Genomic DNA, 18,201 nt, shown 5'->3' with positions numbered 1-18,201 from the left:
GTGGGCGGGGGGTCGCTTCGCGGGTAGCTTCCCGGCCGCCAGGACCGGCCGCCCGGCCGGCCCCTGTTCGATCGGAGTCTTTCCGTATGACCACCACTGGCGGGACTTCGCGTAGCCGGGCCCGCCCGGCCGCGCTGTGTTCGCTCGCCGTCACCGCCGTCCTGGCGCTGCTCGGCACGCTGTTCATCGTCACCATGCCCGCGGCCTCGGCCGCCACGCCCGCGGCCAGCGGGGTGGGCGCCGGGTTCTGGCACACCTCGGGCAACCAGATCCTGGACTCGAACGGGAACCCGGTGCGCATCGCCGGGATCAACTGGTACGGCTTCGAGACCCCGGACGAGATCGCCCACGGGCTGTGGGCGCAGGATTACCACACCATCGTCAATGACATAAAGAGTCTGGGATACAACACCATCCGTATCCCGTTCTCGAACCAGATGGTGGAGGACCCGATCGTTCCGCAGAACCTGTCCTTCTACAACACCGGACCGATCAACCTGGACCTCAAGGGCCTCAACGCCCTGCAGGACCTGCAGAAGATCGTGACCTACGCGGGCCAGGTCGGTCTGAAGGTCATCCTGGACGACCACCGCTCCGAGGCCGGCGAGTCGGCCGAGGACAACGGTCTGTGGTACACGAGCACGTATACCAACCAGGACTGGATCAATGACTGGACGACGATCGCGACGATGTTCGCGAACGACCCCACGGTGATCGGATTCGACCTGCGCAACGAGCCGCACACGCCCACCGGTGTGGCGTACGCGAACGGGGCCACCTGGGGGACGGGCGACACCAGCACCGACATCCGGCTGGCCTACGAGGCGGCGGGCAACGCGGTCCTGAAGGTGGATCCGAACGCGCTGGTCTTCTGCGAGGGCATCAGCGAGTACCCGGACAGCTCGGCCTCGGGCGGCTACGACTCCACCTGGTGGGGCGGTGAGCTCAAGGGCGTCGCGCAGTACCCGGTGACGCTCAGCTCCGCCGGGCACGTCGTCTACTCGGCGCACGACTACGGGCCCAGTCTGTTCCAGCAGACCTGGTTCAACTCCTCCACCACCTCGGCCAGCCTGGACGCGGTCTGGAACGCGAACTTCGGCTACATCTACACCCAGAACATCGCGCCGCTGTGGATCGGTGAGTTCGGCACCGACAACACCGCGAGCGACGTCTCGAGCACGACCGCGGGTTCGCAGGGGCAGTGGTTCTCCTCGCTGGTGGGCTATCTCGCCGCCAATCCCTGGATGAACTGGACGTACTGGGCGCTCAACGGCGAGGACTCCTTCGCCCTGCTGGACGGGAGTTACGACGCGACGCCGGTGAGTGCGGCGAAACAATCGCTGCTCGCCACGATCGAGTTCCCGCTGCCGGGGGCACAGAACGGCACGCCGTCGGCCAGCGCGTCGGCATCGGCGAGTGCGTCCGCGTCGGCGAGTGCGTCGGCATCGGCCAGCGCCTCGGCGTCCGCATCGGCCAGCGCGTCAGCCTCCGCCTCAGCCTCGCCGTCCGCTTCGGCGACCGGTAAGGCCTCGGCCACCTGCACCTACTCGGTGACCAACTCCTGGTCGGGCGGGTTCCAGGCGCAGGTGGTGGTGGCCGACACCGGCACGGCGGCGATCGGCAGCTGGACGCTCGGCTGGACCTTCCCGGGCGACCAGCAGATCAACAACATGTGGAACGCCACCTACTCGCAGAGCGGTGAGGCGGTCACCGTGACGCCGGCCGCGTACGACGCCTCCATCGCCGCGGGCTCGTCCGCGACGGTGGGCTTCACCGGGACCTTCACCTCCAACGACGCCGCGCCGACCTCGTTCACCCTGAACGGGGTGGCCTGCTCCGCGTGAGCACGGTCCGCGGACGGTCGGTTTCTCCCTCAAACGGCTGAGACCGATCGTCCGCGGACGATTCGGCCGCCCAAGATGGAGCTATGCCCCCGTGCCCGCACCCACGCCGCCAGGCCCGCGACAGGCGGGCGGGCCGCGGTGGCTGAGCCGGCACATACGCTTCCGAACGGCGGCGGTCCGTCCGTGCGCCGGTCGGGCTCGAGCCTGATCCGGACGGGCTACGCGCTCGCCATCGCGGTGTTCACGGCGGCCGGGGCGCTGTGCTCCGGGGGCGCCCCGCGGTCCGTGCTGTGGTCGCTGGCCGGGTTCACCGCGGTCGCCGCGATCTGGTACGGGCCCGCGGTCAACGCCGTGCACGAGCAGCGCGCCTGGCGCCTGCTCGCCTTCGCCGGACTGCTGCTCCTGCTCAGCAGCTACGACCTGCTGCTGGACGCGATCTCGGGGAATTACTCCTCGGGCGTGCCGAACGCGGTGGACTTCCTGATCTGCGTGGCCTATCCGCTGGCCGCGTTCGCCGTGCTCGTCATCGCGATGCGCGGCAGTCCGCTGACCATGTGGGCGCGGCTGCTCGACGCCATGATCGTGCTGGCCAGCGTGAGCCTGCTGACCTGGTCGCTGCTGGTGGTGCCGCTGGCCGGCGCCGCGCTGCCGTCCACCGCGGTCAGGCTGATCGCGATCATCTACGCCCTGGGCGACGCGTTCATCCTGGTGGTGGTGAGCCGACTGCTCTACCCCAGGCCGTTCCAGCGTCCGGCGGCGGTGTGGATGCTGGTGGGCGGCACCGCACTGATGCTGTGCGCGGACGTCGTCTACAGCCTGGTGCAGCTCGGCGCGCTGCACGTCTCGACCGGCTCCGTCGCCGAGACGCTGCAGGGCGCGGTGTGGCTGCTCGGCCTCGGCGGCTGGGGCGCGGCGGCGCTGAGCCCCTCCGCGGGCGAGCTCTCCCGTCCGGTGAGCACCCCGGACGTGGTGCCGCCGGTGCGCAACGCCCTGATCCTGAGCGCGGCCGCGCTCACCGCCCCGGTGGTGGTGCTGGTGGACCAGTTCACCGGCCGCCGGGGCGACCGGCTGCTGCTGGTGATCTTCGGCGCGGTGATCGCGCTGCTGCTGGTCGCCCGGCTCACCCTCACCCTCGCGCTGGTCAACTCCCGGATGCGCAGTGCGCGGAACCTGAGCCAGGCCGCAGACCGGCTGGTGGCCTCGGCCGAGCCGGCGCAGATCGTGAGCACCGTGCTGGACACCGCGGGGCAGATCTCGGGCGCCGCGATCGGGGACATCGTGGTGGCCGCCACCGACGGTCCGCACGTGCTCGCGGCGGTGAACCGGGTCAGCGCGCTGCCCCCGCACCCGGTCGGCGCGCATTCGCCGTCCGCGTGGATCACCGGGCACTTCGGGACCCGGCGGCACGCGCTGATCGACGCCCCGGAGGCCGACGAGCCGGGACCGGCGCCGCTCGCGCTCGGGGTGGCCGACGACCGGCTGCGGCTCGGCGAGAACGTCAGCGCGCTGCGGGTGTTGGTCGCGCAGGCCTCGCTCGCGCTCAGCCGGCTGGGGCTGACCCGGGAGATCAGCCGGCGGGACAACGAGGCGTACTTCCGCGCACTGGTGGACAACGCCTCAGACGCGATCTTGATCGTGGAGCAGTCCGGCCGGGTGCGCTACGCCAGCCCCTCGGCCGCGGACCTGTTCGGCACCGCCGATCCGGCCTCAGCGACTCCGGCCGACCTGTTCGGCGCGGACAACGCGGCGTGGGTGGCGCGCGAGCTGGCCGAGCCGGCCGGGCGCGGCGAGGTCGCGGTGCGCACCGACTGGGCGCTGGACCGGCCCGGCATCGGACGGCTGGAACTCGAGGCGGTGTGCTCGGACCTGCGCGAGAACCCGACCGTGCGCGGGCTGGTGCTCACGGTCCGGGACGTCACCACGCAGCGGCGGCTGGAGCGCGACCTGAAGTACCACGCGTACTACGACACGCTCACGGGTCTGGGCAACCGGCTGAAGTTCTACCGCCGGGTGGAGCTCGAGCTGGCCCGGGTCACCGCACACGGGCCGGTGCCGACGGTGTTGCTGCTGGACGTCGACGACTTCCGCGAGCTCAACGAGGTGCACGGGCGCGACATCGGCGACGTCATCCTGATCACGCTGGCCCGGCGTCTGTCCGAGTATCCCGGCCACATCGAGGCGGCCCGCTTCGACTCGGACACCTTCGGGGTGCTGCGCCACACCGCGGACGGTTCGGCCGAGGCGTGCGAGCAGGCCGCCGTGGAGCTCACCCGGCTGGTGTCCGAGCCCTTGGACCTGCCGACCGGGCCGCTGGTGGTGACGGTCAGTGTGGGGATCGCCACGGCCCGGGACGACCGCCGGTCCGAGGACCTGATCAGGGACACCCGCCTCGCGCTGGAGGCGGCGCGGCTGCCCGGGCACAACTCCTGGGAGCGGTTCGTGCCCGCGATGCTCGAGGAGCGGCTCGAGCACGCGCGGCTGCACCGGGACCTGGAGACCGCGATCGAGCAGAACGCGTTCGTGCTCTACTACCAGCCGGTGGTGGACCTGACCACGCGCGGCATCGTCTACTTCGAGGCGCTGGTGCGCTGGCCGCAGCAGGACGGCGGGGTGGTGGCGCCGGACCGGTTCATCCCGCTGGCCGAGGAGACCGGCCTGATCGTGCCGCTGGGCCGGTGGATCCTGCGCCAGGCCGCCCACGACGCGGCGCTGCTGCGCCGGGAGCCGGGGTCGCAGGACGTGCGGGTGGCGGTGAACGTCTCGGCCCGCCAGTTCGCCGTGCCGGGGCTGGCCGCGGACGTGACCGGCGCGCTCGAGAGCGCCGGGCTGCCCGCGGACGCGCTGGTGATCGAGCTGACCGAGAGCGCGGTGCTCGGCCGCGAGGACGGGGGCGCGGCGCTCGAGGAGATCCACGCGCTCGGCATCCGGCTGGCCATCGACGACTTCGGGACCGGATACTCCTCACTGAGCTATCTGCACCAGCTTCCCTTCCACACCTTGAAGATCGACCGTTCCTTCGTGGAGGAGGTGGAGACCTCGCGGCTGCGAACCGAGCTGATCCACGGCATCGTCGGCATTGCCGACACCCTGGGGCTGCACGTGGTGGCCGAGGGGGTGGAGACCGAGCGGCAACGCTCGCTGCTGCAGGAGGCCGGCTGCCAGTACGGGCAGGGGTTCCTCTTCTCGCACGCGCTGCCGTTGGATCAGGCGCTGCGCTACCTGCGCGAGAGCGGCAGCGCGGCCTGCGCGGACGCCTGACGCGTGAGGCCTGACGCCCCGACAGCCGACAGCCGACAGCCCGGCAGCCCGGCAGCTGACACCCCGACACCAGCGCGGCCCGACGCCGCAAACCTCCGACGCCGCAGCCCCGCCCGGCCTCAGCCCCGCACGCGCAGGATCAGCAGCGCCGCGTCGTCGGTGGTGATGTCCGCGGGGGCGGCCTCGGCCACGATCCGCTCGCACTGCGCGTCCAGCTCGCCCTCCGGGGAGTGCTCGAGGATGCGTTGGGCGACGGCGGCGAGGCGGGCGAGGCCGGTGTCGATGTCCTCGCCGCGCCGCTCGATCAGGCCGTCGGTGTAGAACAGCAGGATCGAGCCGGGCGGCAGGTCGATGCTCAGGGCGTGGGCCTCGCCGGTGAGGCCGAGCAGGCCCAGCGGCGCGCCGAGGGCTTCTTCGTGCACGTATACCGGGCCCTGCGGGCCGAGCAGCAGCGGCGGCGGGTGCCCGGCGCCGGCGAGCACGCAGCGGCCGGTGGCGCGGGCGATCTCGGCCACGCACACGGTCGAGGACTCGCCGAGGCCGGTGGCCACGCACCAGTGGTCGAGCAGGTCAACGATCTCGAGCGGTCCGGGCGGGACGTTGCCCTCGGCCGGCAGGGTGTAGGCGCGCACGGCCGAGCTCATCTGGCCCATCGTGCCCACGGCCTCGATGCCGTGGCCGACCACGTCGCCGATCACGATGCTGAGCCGGCCGTCGCTGAGCACGGACACCTGGTACCAGTCCCCGCCCGCGTACATGCCGGTGGATCCGGCCCGGTAGCAGGCGGCGAGTTCGAGTCCGGGCACGTGCGGCAGCCGCGCCTGCATCATGCTGCGCTGCAGCGCGGAGGCCACGTCCCGGTCCCGGGCGCGGATACGGGCGTTGACGATCAGCTGGGCGATGATGCGGCCGCAGGTCTCGATCAGCTGCAGGGTGTGCGGGCTGGGCATGCGCACCCGGCGGAAGAGCGAGACCACCGAGCCGAGCACGCCGCCGTCGGCCGAGCGCAGCGGCAGGCTGTGCAGCGAGACGGCGCCGAGGGCGAGGGCGACCTCGCGGTACTGCTCCGGCAGCCCGGGCTCGCCGCTGACGTCGACGATGTTGGTGGGCAGGCCGAGCATCGCGCGCTGCGAGGTGTAGAGGAACTGCGGGTCGAGCGCGTGCACCCGTTCCACGTGCTCCTCGAGCAGCCCGTGCGAGGCGACCATCTTCAGCTCGCCGGAGTCGGAGTCGGCCAGGAAGATCAGCACCGCGTCGGCGCCGTCGAGCTCGGCGACCACGTCCACGGTCTCGGCCAGCAGCGAGGAGAGGTCGGAGCGGCTGGAGAGCCGTTCGATCAGTCCGTGTACCCGGCTGAGTTCACTGACATGGGTGTCTAATTCCTGTTGGATCTCGCCGAGCTGATCGAGGAACGCACGGGTCTGAGTCAGGTCGATGACGGTGGAGACATAGGCGAGCGCGGCGCCGTTCTCCCCGCGCACGGCGAAGGCGTCCACCGAGATGGTCTTCTCGCCGCGTACGCCGTGGTAGACGTACTCCTCCGACGCCACCACCCGGCCGTCGCGCATGCAGCGCTCGAGCGGAAGGGTGCCGGGGCGTACGGAGCGGCCGTCCGGGTGCGCGACCCGGGTCCAGTCCATCCGCATCACGCCGGTGTCCTCGTCCACGTCGAACGGGTCGAAGAAGTCGATCAGCCACTGGTTGACGAGCGCGGTCAGGCCGTCTGGCCGGACCGCGACCACCCCGACCGGCATCTGGTCGAACACCGGGCCGAGCAGGTCTTCGGCGCGGGGAGGGGACGCGGCGGCGGGGTCCGCCGGCCGCGCGGGCCGGGTCGAGGGGAAATCGGTGGAGTCCATCACCAGTTCCGGGCGGGGGCGGGGCGTTGGCGTGCTGCGGATTCTGACGGCTCCAGCCTAGGCCGCCGGGTGCCGCTTCGCCGCGCCGAGCGGGCCGACGCCACGCTCCGATGAGCCGTCCGGCGGATCGGTCGGGTCTTTGCAGGGAACGCGCATCTCTTGCTCGATCGATCCCCATCCATCTTACGTTCGCCAGCAATGATTTCACAAAGTTTCGTGGAGATATTGCACATCGATGTCAGTCGCGTTACCTTCTCCCGTGCTCGAACCGGTCGGAACCCACCGCGTCGGACGGGCAAGGCCCCAGAGAGGAACACACACCGAAGTGTCGATACAAGGACTCAGGCGCCGCACTACCGCCTGGGCGGGAGCCGGCGCGTTGCTGGCCTCCGGTCTCGCGGTGGTAGCGGGCGCCGGCGTCGCTGCCGCCGCGTCCACCGCCACCGGCGGCAGCGGAGCCACGCTGCCGTACGTGGAGGTACAGGCGGAGAGTTCGCCCACGAACGGTACGGTGATCGGCCCCAGCTACACCCAGGGGCAACTCGCCGACGAAGCCTCCGGCCGCAAGGCCGTGACCCTGCAGGGCTCCGGGGAGTACGTCACCTTCACCACCCCGGTGGCCACCGACTCGATCGACTTCCGCTACAGCATTCCGGACTCCTCGGACGGCTCGGTCTACACCGCGCCGCTGTCGCTGTACGTCAACGGGGCCAAGCAGACCGACTTCACCCTGACCAACGCGTACAGCTGGTACTACGGCAGCTATCCGTTCACGAACACGCCGAGCTCCGGCAACCCGCACCACTTCTACGACGAGGTGCACCGGCTCTTCTCCACCACGTATCCGGCCGGGACCACCTTCAAGCTGCAGGTCGACTCGGAGGACACCGCGTCCTCGTACACGGTCGACGAGGCCGACTTCGAGAACGTCGGCGCGCCGCTGACCCAGCCGGCCGGCTCCGTCTCGGTCACCGGCGAGGGCGCCGACGCGACCGGTGTGGCCGACTCGACCGCCGCGTTCAACGCGGCCATCACGGCCGCCGGCTCCGGCGGCACGGTGTGGATCCCGGCGGGCACCTACAACATCCCCGGCCACATCAGCGTCAACAACGTGACGATCGCGGGCGCCGGCATGTGGTACTCCACGGTCACCGGCACCGCGCCCGGGTTCTACGGCAACTCCGCGCCGAGTCCGAGCACGAACGTGCACCTGCAGAACTTCGCGATCTTCGGCAACGTGCAAGAACGCGACGACAGCGCGCAGGTGAACGGCATCGGCGGGGCGATGAGCAACTCGACGGTCTCGAACATCTGGATCGAGCACATGAAGGTCGGGGCCTGGATGGACGGTCCGATGACCGGCCTGACCTTCAGCGGCATGCGGATCCGCGACACCACCGCCGACGGGATCAACCTGCACGGCGGGGTGACCGGTTCGACCATCACGAACAGCGACATCCGCAACACCGGTGACGACGGCATCGCGCTGTGGGCCGACTCCACCGAGGGAGCCGACGCGCAGGACGTGATCTCGAACAACACCGTGCAGCTGCAGCAGTTGGCCAACGGCATCGCCGGCTACGGCGGCAACAACAACACCATCTCCGGGAACCTGGTGGTGGACACCGGCATCACCCAGGGCGGCGGCATCACCGTGGCCCAGCGCTTCACCTCGACGCCGGTCGGGCTCTACACCATCTCCAACAACACCCTGATCCGGGACGGCAACCTCGACCCGAACTGGCAGTTCGGCGTCGGCGCGCTCTGGTTCGACGGCAGTCAAGGCAACGTCACGGGGCCGATCAACGTGACCAACGCCCTGATCGAACAGAGCCCTTATGAAGCGATCCAATGGGTCGAGGGCACGGTCAGCGGCGTGAACCTGAACAACGTCAGCATCGTCGGCACCGGCACCTTCGCGCTGCAGGAGCAGACCGGCGGCACGGCGACGTTCCAGAACGTCACCGCCACCGGCGTGGCCCAGGCCAACGCGGGCAACGCGCCCAGCTACAACTGCGAGGGCACCAGCTTCGCCATCACGGACAACGGCGGCAACTCCGGGATCAGCCCCACCCAGTGCGTCAGCGACAACCCGACCCCGGTCTACCCGCCGTACCCGCCGTCCTCGGTCACCACCAGCCCGTCCGCGCTCAGCTTCGGCTCCCAGGCCACCGGGACCACCAGCTCCGCGCAGTCGGTGACGGTGTCCAACCCGACCGGCTCCGCGGCCTCGGTCTCCTCGATCGCGGTCTCCGGGCCGTTCGCGCAGACCAACACCTGCGGCTCGTCGATCGCGGCGGGCGGCTCGTGCACGGTGAACGTCACCTTCTCCCCCACCGCCTCGGGTGCCGCCACCGGCAGCCTGACGGTGAACGCGGGCGGGGTGACCGACACCGTGGCCCTGAGCGGAAGCGGCGTGGCACCGGGACCGGTGCTCGCGGCCAACCCGGCGAGCCTGGCGTTCCCGGCCACGATCCAGGGCTCGACCGCCTCGTCCCAGGCGGTGACCATCACCAACTCGGGCACCTCGGCGGCCACCGTCTCGGGCGTGTCGGTCTCCGGGGCGTTCGCGCAGACGAACAACTGCTCGTCCATCGCGGTGGGCGGCTCCTGCACCGTCAACGTGACCTTCACGCCGACCGCGGCCGGCACGAACTCGGGCACGCTGACCGTGGCCTCCAACGCCAACAACAGCCCCCTGACGGTCGCGCTGTCCGGCAGCGGGATCGGCGCCACCACCAACATCGCGCTCCAGGCCACCATGACCGGCAGCTCCAGCGCCTCCGGCTACCCGGCCACGAACACGAACGACAACAACACCAGCACCTACTGGGAGTCGCTGGACGGCTCGGCATACCCGCAGACGCTCACGGCCCAGTGGACCTCGGCCATGCCGCTCGCCAGCGTGACGCTGACCCTGCCGCCGTCCTCGGCGTGGGCGACGCGCACCGAGACCCTCAGCGTGCTGGGGTCGAACAACGGCAGCAGCTGGACCACGCTGGTGGGCTCGGCGGGCTACACCTTCAACCCGTCCACCGGCAACACCGCCTCGATCACCCTGCCGGCGAACTCGAAGTACCAGTACCTGCAGCTGAGCTTCACCGGCAACACCGGCTGGAGCGCGGCCCAGCTCAGCGAGTTCCAGGTCTACCCGGCGGTCGGCGGCGGCGGGACCACCACCAGCGCCACGCTCAGCGCGTCGCCGAGCCCGGTCAGCTTCGGCAGCGTCAACACCGGTTCGACCTCGGCCCAGACGGTGACGATCACCAACACCGGCTCGGCCGCCGCGTCGATCTCCTCGGTCGCGGCCACCTCGCCGTTCACCGAGTCCAACACCTGCGCCACGTCCCTGGCCGCCGGTGCGAGCTGCACCGCGACCGTGACCTTCGCGCCCGCCGCGGCCGGCGCGGCCTCCGGCAGCCTGACCGTGTCCAGCAACGCGACCGACAGCACCCTGACGGTCGCGCTGTCCGGGACGGGGGTGAGCACGAACACGAACCTGGCGCTCAACCGCCCGGTGACCGACTCGAACTACACCCAGACGTACGTGCCCGCGAACGCCGTGGACGGCAACACCAGCACCTACTGGGAGTCCGTCGACGCCAGCTGGCCGGCGTGGCTGGCGGTGGACCTCGGCTCGACCACGACCGTCGGCAGCGTCGTGATCGACCTGCCGCCGTCCTCCGCCTGGTCCACGCGCACTCAGACGCTGTCCGTGCTGGGGTCGACCAACGACTCCACCTGGACGACGCTGGTCGCCTCGGCCACCTACACCTGGAACCCGTCCACCGGTAACACCGTCACCATCACCCTGCCCGCGGGCTCCTCGGCCCGGTACGTCGAGGTGAACTTCACCGCGAACAGCGTGCAGAACGGAGCCCAGGTCTCCGAGCTGCAGATCTTCGGCTGACGCCGAGGGCAGGCAGCGGTACGCACAGCACGCAGGGGCGCTCCCCACCCGCTCGGGTGGGGAGCGCCCCGTTTTCCGGCTGAGCGGCTAGAACGAGAACACCGAACCGATCAGGTGGCCCGTCGCGTGCACCGCCGAGCTGATCTGCCCGGCGAAGATGGTCGTGGACAGTTCGAAGCCGAGCACCATCGCGACCAGCGCGTGGAAGAACTTCATGCCGTCCTTGTGGATGAACAGATAGAGCGTGCCGCTGAGCAGGATGATGATCGGCAGGGTGAGCGCCATGAGTGTTTCGCTTCCTCGACTGCGTCCGCGCGGACGCGGGGCCGCAGCCGTGGTGGTACGTACGCTGATGTCAGAGGCAGAGTGAACCGTGGATGGGAAGCTGGGAGCGATCCGGGAGCCGCGGCGGCGACGGTCAGGGCGAGTTGTAGGCGGCGAACCGCGGCAGCGCGCACCGGTCGCTGCGCTTGCCGGTGGCCAGGTCGGTCAGCCACATGGCGGCGAGCGAGCCGTCCACGGCGTCGGCGTGCAGGAGTTCGACGAGGTCGTGGCCGAACTCGACGTTGCCGCCGATGCCCGCGACCAGGACGCGTTCGCGCCCGTAGCCGTTGTCCACGACCAGCGCGTAGTGCGCCCGGTCGACCTCGCCCACCTGGAGCGCACCGTCGACCCGGAGTTCGGCCGTAGGTCGCACCGGGCTGAGCCGGAAGCCCTCCCAGCTGCCCGAGGCGGTGGCCGCGTCGAGCGCGAGGGACCAATCTCCCGAGATCTGGTTGTACGTTCCCATGCGGACCATCGTCCGGCCACGCCGGGGTCGGCTGCCAGTTATGACTGACCCGAATGGCCGTGCGCCCGATCAGCCGCGCGGTATTGGATCTTGGTGCGGCTACGAAAGCGGCATCAGTTTCGGCGTCTGGGTGTCCGCGAGGAAATCCAGGATCAGTCTGTTTATCAGGTCGGGCTTCTCCAGCGGCGCGGCGTGGGTGGTGCCGGGGAGCACCGCGAGCTGGGCGTCGGGGATGGCGCGTGCGGCGGCGGCGCTGTGTTCGACGGTGACCGCGTCGTCGTCGCCCTGCATGATCAGCGTGGGTGCCGAGATCTGCGCCAGGGTCTCCAGGGCGATGTTCGGTTCGGTCTCGAGCATGTGCAGCATCTTGGCGAAGACGAGGCCGAAGTGGTCCGGGCCGTCGGGAGAGAGGGTGGCGTAGAGGTCCTTGAGCATGGCGGGCGGGTTGCGCGCGAAGCTCTCCTGGAGAACCCTGGCCTCGGGCCGCTGCCCGTCGGGATTGAAGTACTGGCCGATCAGCACGAGCTTGCGGACCCGGTCCGGATGCGCGAGCGCGACGAGTGCCGCGATCAGCGCGCCGTCGCTCCAGCCGACGAGGTCGACCCGGGCCAACTCCATCCGGTCGAGATAGGCGACGGTGTCCGCGGCCATCAGCTCGTAGGTGATCGGTCCCGGCACGTCAGGGGTCCGCCCGTGTCCGCGCCGCTCGGGCAGATAGACGCGGTAGTGCGGGCTCAAGGCGGCGGTCTGGGCCTGCCAGAGGTCGATGCTCGCCATGCCGCCGTGCAGCAGGACCACCGGCTCGCCGCTGCCGTGTACCTCGTGGTAGATGCGGATGGCGCCTGTTTCGATGAGCTCCCCCATACCGGGAGGATAACGTCTATCAGACCTCTGTGCGGATGGTTCGTGCGAGCATCCGGTGGAGATTCTCAGGGCCCGGCCATCAGGGCTGGGGGTCGAGGCCGTGCTCGGGGAAGACGGCCTTGCGGGTCGCCATGATCGCGCGGTCGACCTCGTTCGCCGGGTCGTAGCCCTCGACCCAGCGGCGGAAGTCGGCCGCGGCGCCGTCGCCGATGAGTTCGGGGGCCGCCGCGCCGGTGCGCCGGGCCACCTGGGCGCGCCACGCCTCGGGGGTGGGCGTGTCGGCGGGCAGCGGGCGGTGCGCGGCTTCGGCCAGGGCCGAGGTCCAGATCCGGGGTACGACCTCGACCAGCGCGTAGCCGCCTCCGCCGAGCAGCAGCCATCTGCCGTCGGCGTGTTCGTGGGCGAGGCGGTGCAGCGCGGTCACGGCGGCGCGCTGGGCATCGAGGGAGAGCTCGAGGTGGGCGAGCGGGTCGAGCCGGTGGCTGTCGCAGCCGAGTTGGGTGACGAGCACCTGCGGGGCGAAGGCCTTGACCAGCGGCGGGACCACCGCGTCGAAGGCGCGCAGCCAGGCGGCGTCCTCGGTGTAGGCGGGCAGCGGGAGGTTGACGCTCATGCCCACCGCGTCGGGGCCGCCGCTCTCCTCGGGGCGACCGGTGCCGGGGAACAGGCTGCGCGGGCTCTCGTGCACGCTGATGGTCAGCACGCGCGGGTCGTTGTAGAAGGCGGCCTGCACGCCGTCGCCGTGGTGGACGTCCACGTCCACGTACGCGACCCGCTCGGCGCCGAGGCGCAGCAGGTGCGCGATGGCGTAGGCCGGGTCGTTGTAGACGCAGAAGCCGGAGGCCTGGTCGTGCATGGCGTGGTGCAGGCCGCCGGCCATGTTCGCGGCGTGCTCGGCCTCGCCGGTCCACACGGCCTCGGCGGCACGGGCACTGGCCCCGGCGATCAGGGCGGCGGCCTCGTGCATCCGGGCGAAGACCGGGTTGTCGGGCGTGCCGAGGCCGAACCGGGTCAGCCGCACCGGGTCGACCTGCAGGACGTCGCGCACCGCGGCGATGTACTCGCGATCGTGGACGAGTTCGAGGTCTTCGTCACTCGCCGACGGGACCGGGACCAGGCGCACCCCTGCGGCGTCGAGGACGCCGAGTTCGCGGGCGAGCGCCATGGTCAGCTCGACCCGGACGGGGGCGAGCGGGTGTTCGGACCCGAAGTCGTAGCGCAGCATCGACTCGTCCCAGGGGACGAGCAGTTGCGCGCGGTCCGGCGTCGTCATGGCGTTCCCCGTTCGGTCGACTGCGATCTGCTTCGTGTGATCATTCCACCGGCGCGCGCCGCAGCCTGCGCAGGTACGGGTTTCCGGCCTCCAGCGGCGCCAGCGCCATCCGTACCTCGCGCACGTGGGCGTCCTCGGCGGTGAGCCGGACCGCGGCGGCCTCCGGGCAGCGGTCGACCAAGGCGGCGATCCGGTGCACGAGGTCGGCCAGGGGCGGGCTCGGGCGCCCGGCGATGCGCTCGGCCACCTCGGCCACCTCGCGGGCGCCGGCCGGGACCAGCAGGGTCCTGCCGTTGTGGTCGCGGGCGCCGGCCAGGGTGAGCACGGGCCCGAAGACCGGGTCCTGCCACGCGGTGAGCCGGGTGGCCTGGCCGAGATCGGCGGCGTGGGCGGCGTCCGGCGCGTGCGTACCGGCCCGGCCCACGCCCAGCGCCGCGAGCACCGCCGCGCTCTCGTCCTCGGTCAGGTCCACGCCCTCGGGGTCGAGCGCGAGCCGCTGCTCGATCAGGGCTCTGGCCCGGGCCAGGTCCATCCCCTGCGGTACGGCGGCGTACTCCTCCTGGCGGCCGGAGGCCTCGGCCGCGCGCACCAGGGCGGCCAGGGCGTGCGCGGCGGTGGCGGCGTCGTTGTAGCTCGGGACCGGCCTGGTCGTCTCGGCGCTGCTCCCGGTGTGCTCGACCGCGACCGACTCGGGCTGGTCGACGTGCACCGCGAGCAGGACCGTCTCGAGCGGCAACAGGTCGGCGACCTCGGTCAGCGAGACGCCCTCCGGGGTGGTGGGCGCGAGCGAGACCAGGACCGCGTGCGGGGGCGGTGCGAGCGCCGCCACGGCCGCGGCCAGCATCGCGCCGTCGGCCCGCGGGGTCAGGTCGCGCGCCTCGACGACGTCGAGCCCTGCTTTGAGGCAGGCCTGCGCGGCCAGGCTCACCATGCCCTGGGTGTTGCCGAACACCGCCACCCGGCGCCCCACCGGCCGCGGCTGCTGCGCGGCCAGCGCCGCGGCGCACACCAGCGCGCCGAGCGAGGGCACCGCGATGATCCCGGCCTGGGCGTAGAGCGCGGTGCGGGCCTGGCTGGCGGACTGCTCCGGGTCCACCGCGAGCAGCGGTACGCGCCGGGACAGCCGGCGGGCGGTGCGGGCGAACTTGCGCGGGTTGCCGAAGGACTCCACGTGCAGCAGCCCGAACCGGGTCTGCGGGTCCTGCTCCCAGAGCAGCAGCAGGTCGTTCGCGCTCACGTCGTACTTCTCCCCCACCGCTGCGAAGCAGCTCACGCCGATGCCGAGCCGGTCGAGGTGGCTCAGCAGCGCGAGGCCGACCCCGCCGGACTGCACTGCCACCCCGGCCGGGCCCGGGCGCGGCGGGTCAGCCGAGAGCAGGGCGCTGAGGCGCCGGGCGCCGCGCGGGTTGGCCACGCCCAGGCTGCCCGGCCCGACCAGGCGCATCCCGGCCTCGTGGCAGACCTCGAGCAGTTCCCGCCCGACCTCGGGCGCGAAGCCGACCGCCGTCACGATCAGGGCCTTGACGCCCCAGGCGGCGCAGCGGCGGGCCGCGGCCACCGCCTGCCCGGGCGGGGTGGTCACCACGGCGAGTTCGGGCGGGGCGGCGACCAGCGCCGGGTGCGGGGCGTTGCGGGCCAGCGGCTCGCCCGCCTCGTCCGGCTGCGCGTGGTAGACCGGGCCGGGGAAGGGTTCGAGGTCGCGCAGCAGCCGCCGGGTGGGCGGGTCCCGCAGGTCTCCGACCACGACGACGGCGCGCGGTTCGAGCAGGGCCCTGAGGCTGGCCTCGTCCGCGACCCGCTCGCGTCCGGCGGCGGCGTCGGCGAGGTAGGCGCGGGCGGCGGAGTCCAGATCGAGGTCGATGGTCAGCACGCAGTCGCCGCCGTCCCACTCCCGGGTCACCGGCACGCCGAGGGCGACGAAGACCCCGAGCATGGTCCGGTTGTCGCCCTGGGTGATCGCGGTCAGCCGGCGCAGGCCCGCGCGTTCGGCGGTCAGCATGAGGTGCTCGGCCAGCAGCGTGGCCACGCCCCGGCCGTGCAGCCGGTCCGAGACGGCGAAGGCGATCTCCGCCTCCTGCGAGCGCCCGACCCGGTACCAGTCGGCCAGCCCGACCACCTCGCCCTCGAGCACCGCGAGCAGTGCGCCGTGGGTGGGGCCGGCGCCCTCGTCGGTGACCGGGGCGCAGACCGCGTCGGCCAGGCGCCGGCCCGGGTCGCTCGGCGCGCCGAAGAAGCGGCGGTAGAGGCTGTCCGGGCCGAGGGTGGCGACGAAGTCGTGCACCAGGTTCCAGTCCTCGGGCGCGGCGGCCCGCAGCCGGACGGCGCGGCCGTCGGACAGCAGCGCGTACGCGTCCGCCCGGGGCCGCTCGCCGCCCGCGCGGGCCGGGCGCTGGTCTGTTCGCACTCGTCCACTCTGTCAGAATCAGGCTCGTTCCATGCGGACCGGCGGACTGGCGGCGCGCGCGTCGGCGCCGGTGCGCCGAGCCGCCCGACCAGGAATCGAGGACCCGTCAGATGCCTTTGCCTCCCCCCGATGTCGCCCGCCTGTTCACGCTCGGCAGCCGCTTCGCGCTGGATCGGAACGGGGCGAGCACGATCGTCGAACTGCCGGTGGAGCGGCTGGCCCTGCCGACCGGCCGGGTGTGCGTCGGAGACCCCTTCATCACCTCGGGGGCGGCGCTGGCCACGGTGGCGCCCGGCACGTACCCGGTGCAGGTCGCGGTGGCCGAGATAACCCTGCCGGAGCAGCCCGAGCCGCAGCGGCGGCACCTGCGCGTCGCCGCGGCGCGGCTGCGGGTGGCCGAGCACCCGGCGGTGGCGTGGGAGATGGCCCTGCTCGAGCACCAGGACCCGGCGACGCTGACCGAGCCGGACGCGTACTTCGGCTACGCGGTGGACGCGGGCACCTCGTGCTTCGTGGACGTCGACTCGCTCGAGCCGGTCCTCGACCACGAGGACGAGACCGGGGCGCTGATCGAGGCCTTCGAGGGCGAGGACGGCGAGCGGGTGCACGTGGTGCACGTGGCCGAGCCGGAGGACGGCCACGAGATCGTGGCCTTCTCCTCGGGCTGGGGCGACGGGCGCTACCCCACCTGGATCGGCCGGGACGCCGACGGCGCGGTGGTCGAGCTCGTCACCGAGTTCCTGCTCGCCCTCGACGACCGGCTGGAGGTCGGCTGACGCTGACGGCTAGGTGTACTGCCCAGGGACGTTGTTGACGGTGATGCGGCTGGTTGGTGGTTGGCCTCCGAGTGCGGTGTGGCATCGATGGTAGTTGTAGGCGTGGAGGAACGCGTCGAAGGCGTCGGTGCGCTCGTGGTTTGACGTGTAGGGGCGGATGTAGGCCCATTCCTCGAGCAGGGTGCGGTTGAAGCGTTCGACCTTGCCGTTGGTCTGGGGCCGGTAGGCGCGGGTGAGTTTGCCGGCAGCGCCGAGCTCGGCCAGGGCCTGGCGCCATAGGAGGCTTTTGCGGTAGGCCCAGGCGTTGTCGGTCAGCACGCGCTCGATCCGGTCGATGCCGTGGTCGGTGAAGAACGCCGCGGCCCGAAGAAGGAATCCGGCGCAGGTCGGGGCCTTCTCGTCGGGGTGGATCTCGCTGTAGGCCAGGCGGGTGTGGTCGTCGATGGCGGTGTGGATGTAGTCGAAGCCGGTGCTCCGGCGGCCGGGCGCATGGGCGGCGCGCGCTTGGGCACGCCCGAGGACGCGGTGCCCGCCGCCGTCCGGGATGCGCCCGAGCTTTTTCACATCGACGTGCACCAGCTCCCCGGGCCGCTCGCGTTCGTAGCGGCGGATCACGACGCCGGTGGGCCGGTCGATCCAGGCCAGCCGGTTCAGGCCGTGGCGGGCCAGGACGCGGTGGGCGGTGGAGGCGGGCACGCCCAGGATCGGGCCGATGCGGGCCGGACCGAGCTTGCGTGCGGTACGCAGCCGGCAGATCTCCGCCTCGAGCCCGGCCGGGGTGCGCCGCGGGCTGGATGCGGGCCGACTCGAGCGGTCATACAGCCCCGCCTCGCCCTCGGCCCGGTACCGCGCGAGCCACTTGTACCCGGTCGCCCGCGAGACCCCCATCTCCGCCGCGACATGAGCAACCGGACGACCGGCGAGAACCCGCTCAACGAGCAGCCGCCTGCCATGCACAGTCAAACGGGCATTACGGTGGGACACGAAGACCTCCGTGTTGTGGTGTGGAGCCTAGACACCTCCACCACACCGGAGGTCTTCGCCATCAAACAACCCACCCACCGTCAACAACGTCCATGGGCACTACAGCTAGGCCCAATACCACTGATTTAGCTGTGCTTGCGGCTGGTGGGTCGGGTTCTGGTTGGTGCGACGAGGTCGGGGGTCGGTGGTTTGGTCCTGGGCGGATCACGGTGCTCGGGGCGTTTCAGGGCCCAGTTGCT

The 18,201-nt window shown here is 71.6% G+C and carries 11 protein-coding genes; 4 read left to right on the top strand and 7 right to left on the bottom strand.

Features of this window, described 5'->3' with window-relative positions; all coding sequences use genetic code 11:
- Positions 1-86 precede the first annotated feature (86 nt).
- A complete protein-coding gene (locus KDL01_RS27635; protein ID WP_212531550.1) occupies positions 87-1,844 on the top strand; it encodes a cellulase family glycosylhydrolase in 1,758 nt (585 codons plus the stop codon).
- Between the two features lie 138 nt (positions 1,845-1,982).
- Positions 1,983-5,102: a putative bifunctional diguanylate cyclase/phosphodiesterase gene (locus KDL01_RS27630; RefSeq protein WP_212531549.1), complete on the top strand. Its 3,120-nt coding sequence runs from the start codon at positions 1,983-1,985 to the stop codon at positions 5,100-5,102.
- Positions 5,103-5,221: 119 nt separating this feature from the next.
- On the opposite strand, the gene KDL01_RS27625 is transcribed toward KDL01_RS27630, so the two are convergent.
- Positions 5,222-6,961, bottom strand: coding sequence for a SpoIIE family protein phosphatase (locus tag KDL01_RS27625; RefSeq protein ID WP_212531548.1), 1,740 nt, complete (start codon positions 6,959-6,961; stop codon positions 5,222-5,224).
- Between the two features lie 325 nt (positions 6,962-7,286).
- Between KDL01_RS27625 and KDL01_RS27620 the strand changes: the two genes are divergently transcribed.
- A complete protein-coding gene (locus KDL01_RS27620; protein ID WP_307846618.1) occupies positions 7,287-10,871 on the top strand; it encodes a choice-of-anchor D domain-containing protein in 3,585 nt (1,194 codons plus the stop codon).
- 87 nt (positions 10,872-10,958) lie between these two features.
- On the opposite strand, the gene KDL01_RS27615 is transcribed toward KDL01_RS27620, so the two are convergent.
- The 5 genes from KDL01_RS27615 to KDL01_RS27595 form a co-directional block, all read right to left on the bottom strand.
- Positions 10,959-11,156 (bottom strand): hypothetical protein, encoded by a 198-nt coding sequence (locus KDL01_RS27615; RefSeq protein WP_212531546.1) that lies wholly within the window; start codon positions 11,154-11,156, stop codon positions 10,959-10,961.
- Positions 11,157-11,289: 133 nt separating this feature from the next.
- Positions 11,290-11,661, bottom strand: a complete 372-nt coding sequence (locus KDL01_RS27610) for a hypothetical protein (RefSeq protein ID WP_212531545.1) — start codon at positions 11,659-11,661, stop codon at positions 11,290-11,292.
- A 99-nt stretch (positions 11,662-11,760) separates the two neighbouring features.
- Positions 11,761-12,525 (bottom strand): alpha/beta fold hydrolase, encoded by a 765-nt coding sequence (locus KDL01_RS27605; RefSeq protein ID WP_212531544.1) that lies wholly within the window; start codon positions 12,523-12,525, stop codon positions 11,761-11,763.
- 79 nt (positions 12,526-12,604) lie between these two features.
- Positions 12,605-13,798 (bottom strand): acetoin utilization protein AcuC, encoded by a 1,194-nt coding sequence (locus tag KDL01_RS27600; RefSeq protein ID WP_212531543.1) that lies wholly within the window; start codon positions 13,796-13,798, stop codon positions 12,605-12,607.
- Positions 13,799-13,838: 40 nt separating this feature from the next.
- Positions 13,839-16,202: a GNAT family N-acetyltransferase gene (locus KDL01_RS27595; protein ID WP_212531542.1), complete on the bottom strand. Its 2,364-nt coding sequence runs from the start codon at positions 16,200-16,202 to the stop codon at positions 13,839-13,841.
- A 110-nt stretch (positions 16,203-16,312) separates the two neighbouring features.
- On the opposite strand from KDL01_RS27595, the gene KDL01_RS27590 reads away from it, so the two are divergent.
- Entirely contained in the window at positions 16,313-16,978 is a 666-nt protein-coding gene (locus KDL01_RS27590) for a DUF4241 domain-containing protein (protein ID WP_212531541.1), read from the top strand.
- Between the two features lie 9 nt (positions 16,979-16,987).
- Here the strand turns inward: KDL01_RS27590 and KDL01_RS27585 are convergent, their stop codons facing one another.
- The gene (locus tag KDL01_RS27585; RefSeq protein ID WP_212531540.1) at positions 16,988-17,962 is read right to left on the bottom strand and encodes an IS481 family transposase; all 975 of its coding nucleotides are present in this window, start codon (positions 17,960-17,962) and stop codon (positions 16,988-16,990) included.
- Positions 17,963-18,201: the final 239 nt, after the last annotated feature.

Origin of the sequence: Actinospica durhamensis (assembly GCF_018139695.1) — a bacterium.
In the GTDB taxonomy this organism is placed as follows: domain Bacteria; phylum Actinomycetota; class Actinomycetes; order Streptomycetales; family Catenulisporaceae; genus Actinospica; species Actinospica durhamensis.
This window is presented reverse-complemented; position numbering and strand designations above follow the sequence as displayed.

Bases quoted from the DNA above. Each gene is read 5' to 3' on its own strand.
- KDL01_RS27635 (WP_212531550.1), top strand. From the start codon at position 87: ATGACCACCACTGGCGGGACTTCGCGTAGCCGGGCCCGCCCGGCCGCG.
- KDL01_RS27625 (WP_212531548.1), bottom strand. From the start codon at position 6,961: ATGGACTCCACCGATTTCCCCTCGACCCGGCCCGCGCGGCCGGCGGAC.
- KDL01_RS27615 (WP_212531546.1), bottom strand. From the start codon at position 11,156: ATGGCGCTCACCCTGCCGATCATCATCCTGCTCAGCGGCACGCTCTAT.
- KDL01_RS27610 (WP_212531545.1), bottom strand. From the start codon at position 11,661: ATGGGAACGTACAACCAGATCTCGGGAGATTGGTCCCTCGCGCTCGAC.
- KDL01_RS27605 (WP_212531544.1), bottom strand. From the start codon at position 12,525: ATGGGGGAGCTCATCGAAACAGGCGCCATCCGCATCTACCACGAGGTA.
- KDL01_RS27600 (WP_212531543.1), bottom strand. From the start codon at position 13,798: ATGACGACGCCGGACCGCGCGCAACTGCTCGTCCCCTGGGACGAGTCG.
- KDL01_RS27590 (WP_212531541.1), top strand. From the start codon at position 16,313: ATGCCTTTGCCTCCCCCCGATGTCGCCCGCCTGTTCACGCTCGGCAGC.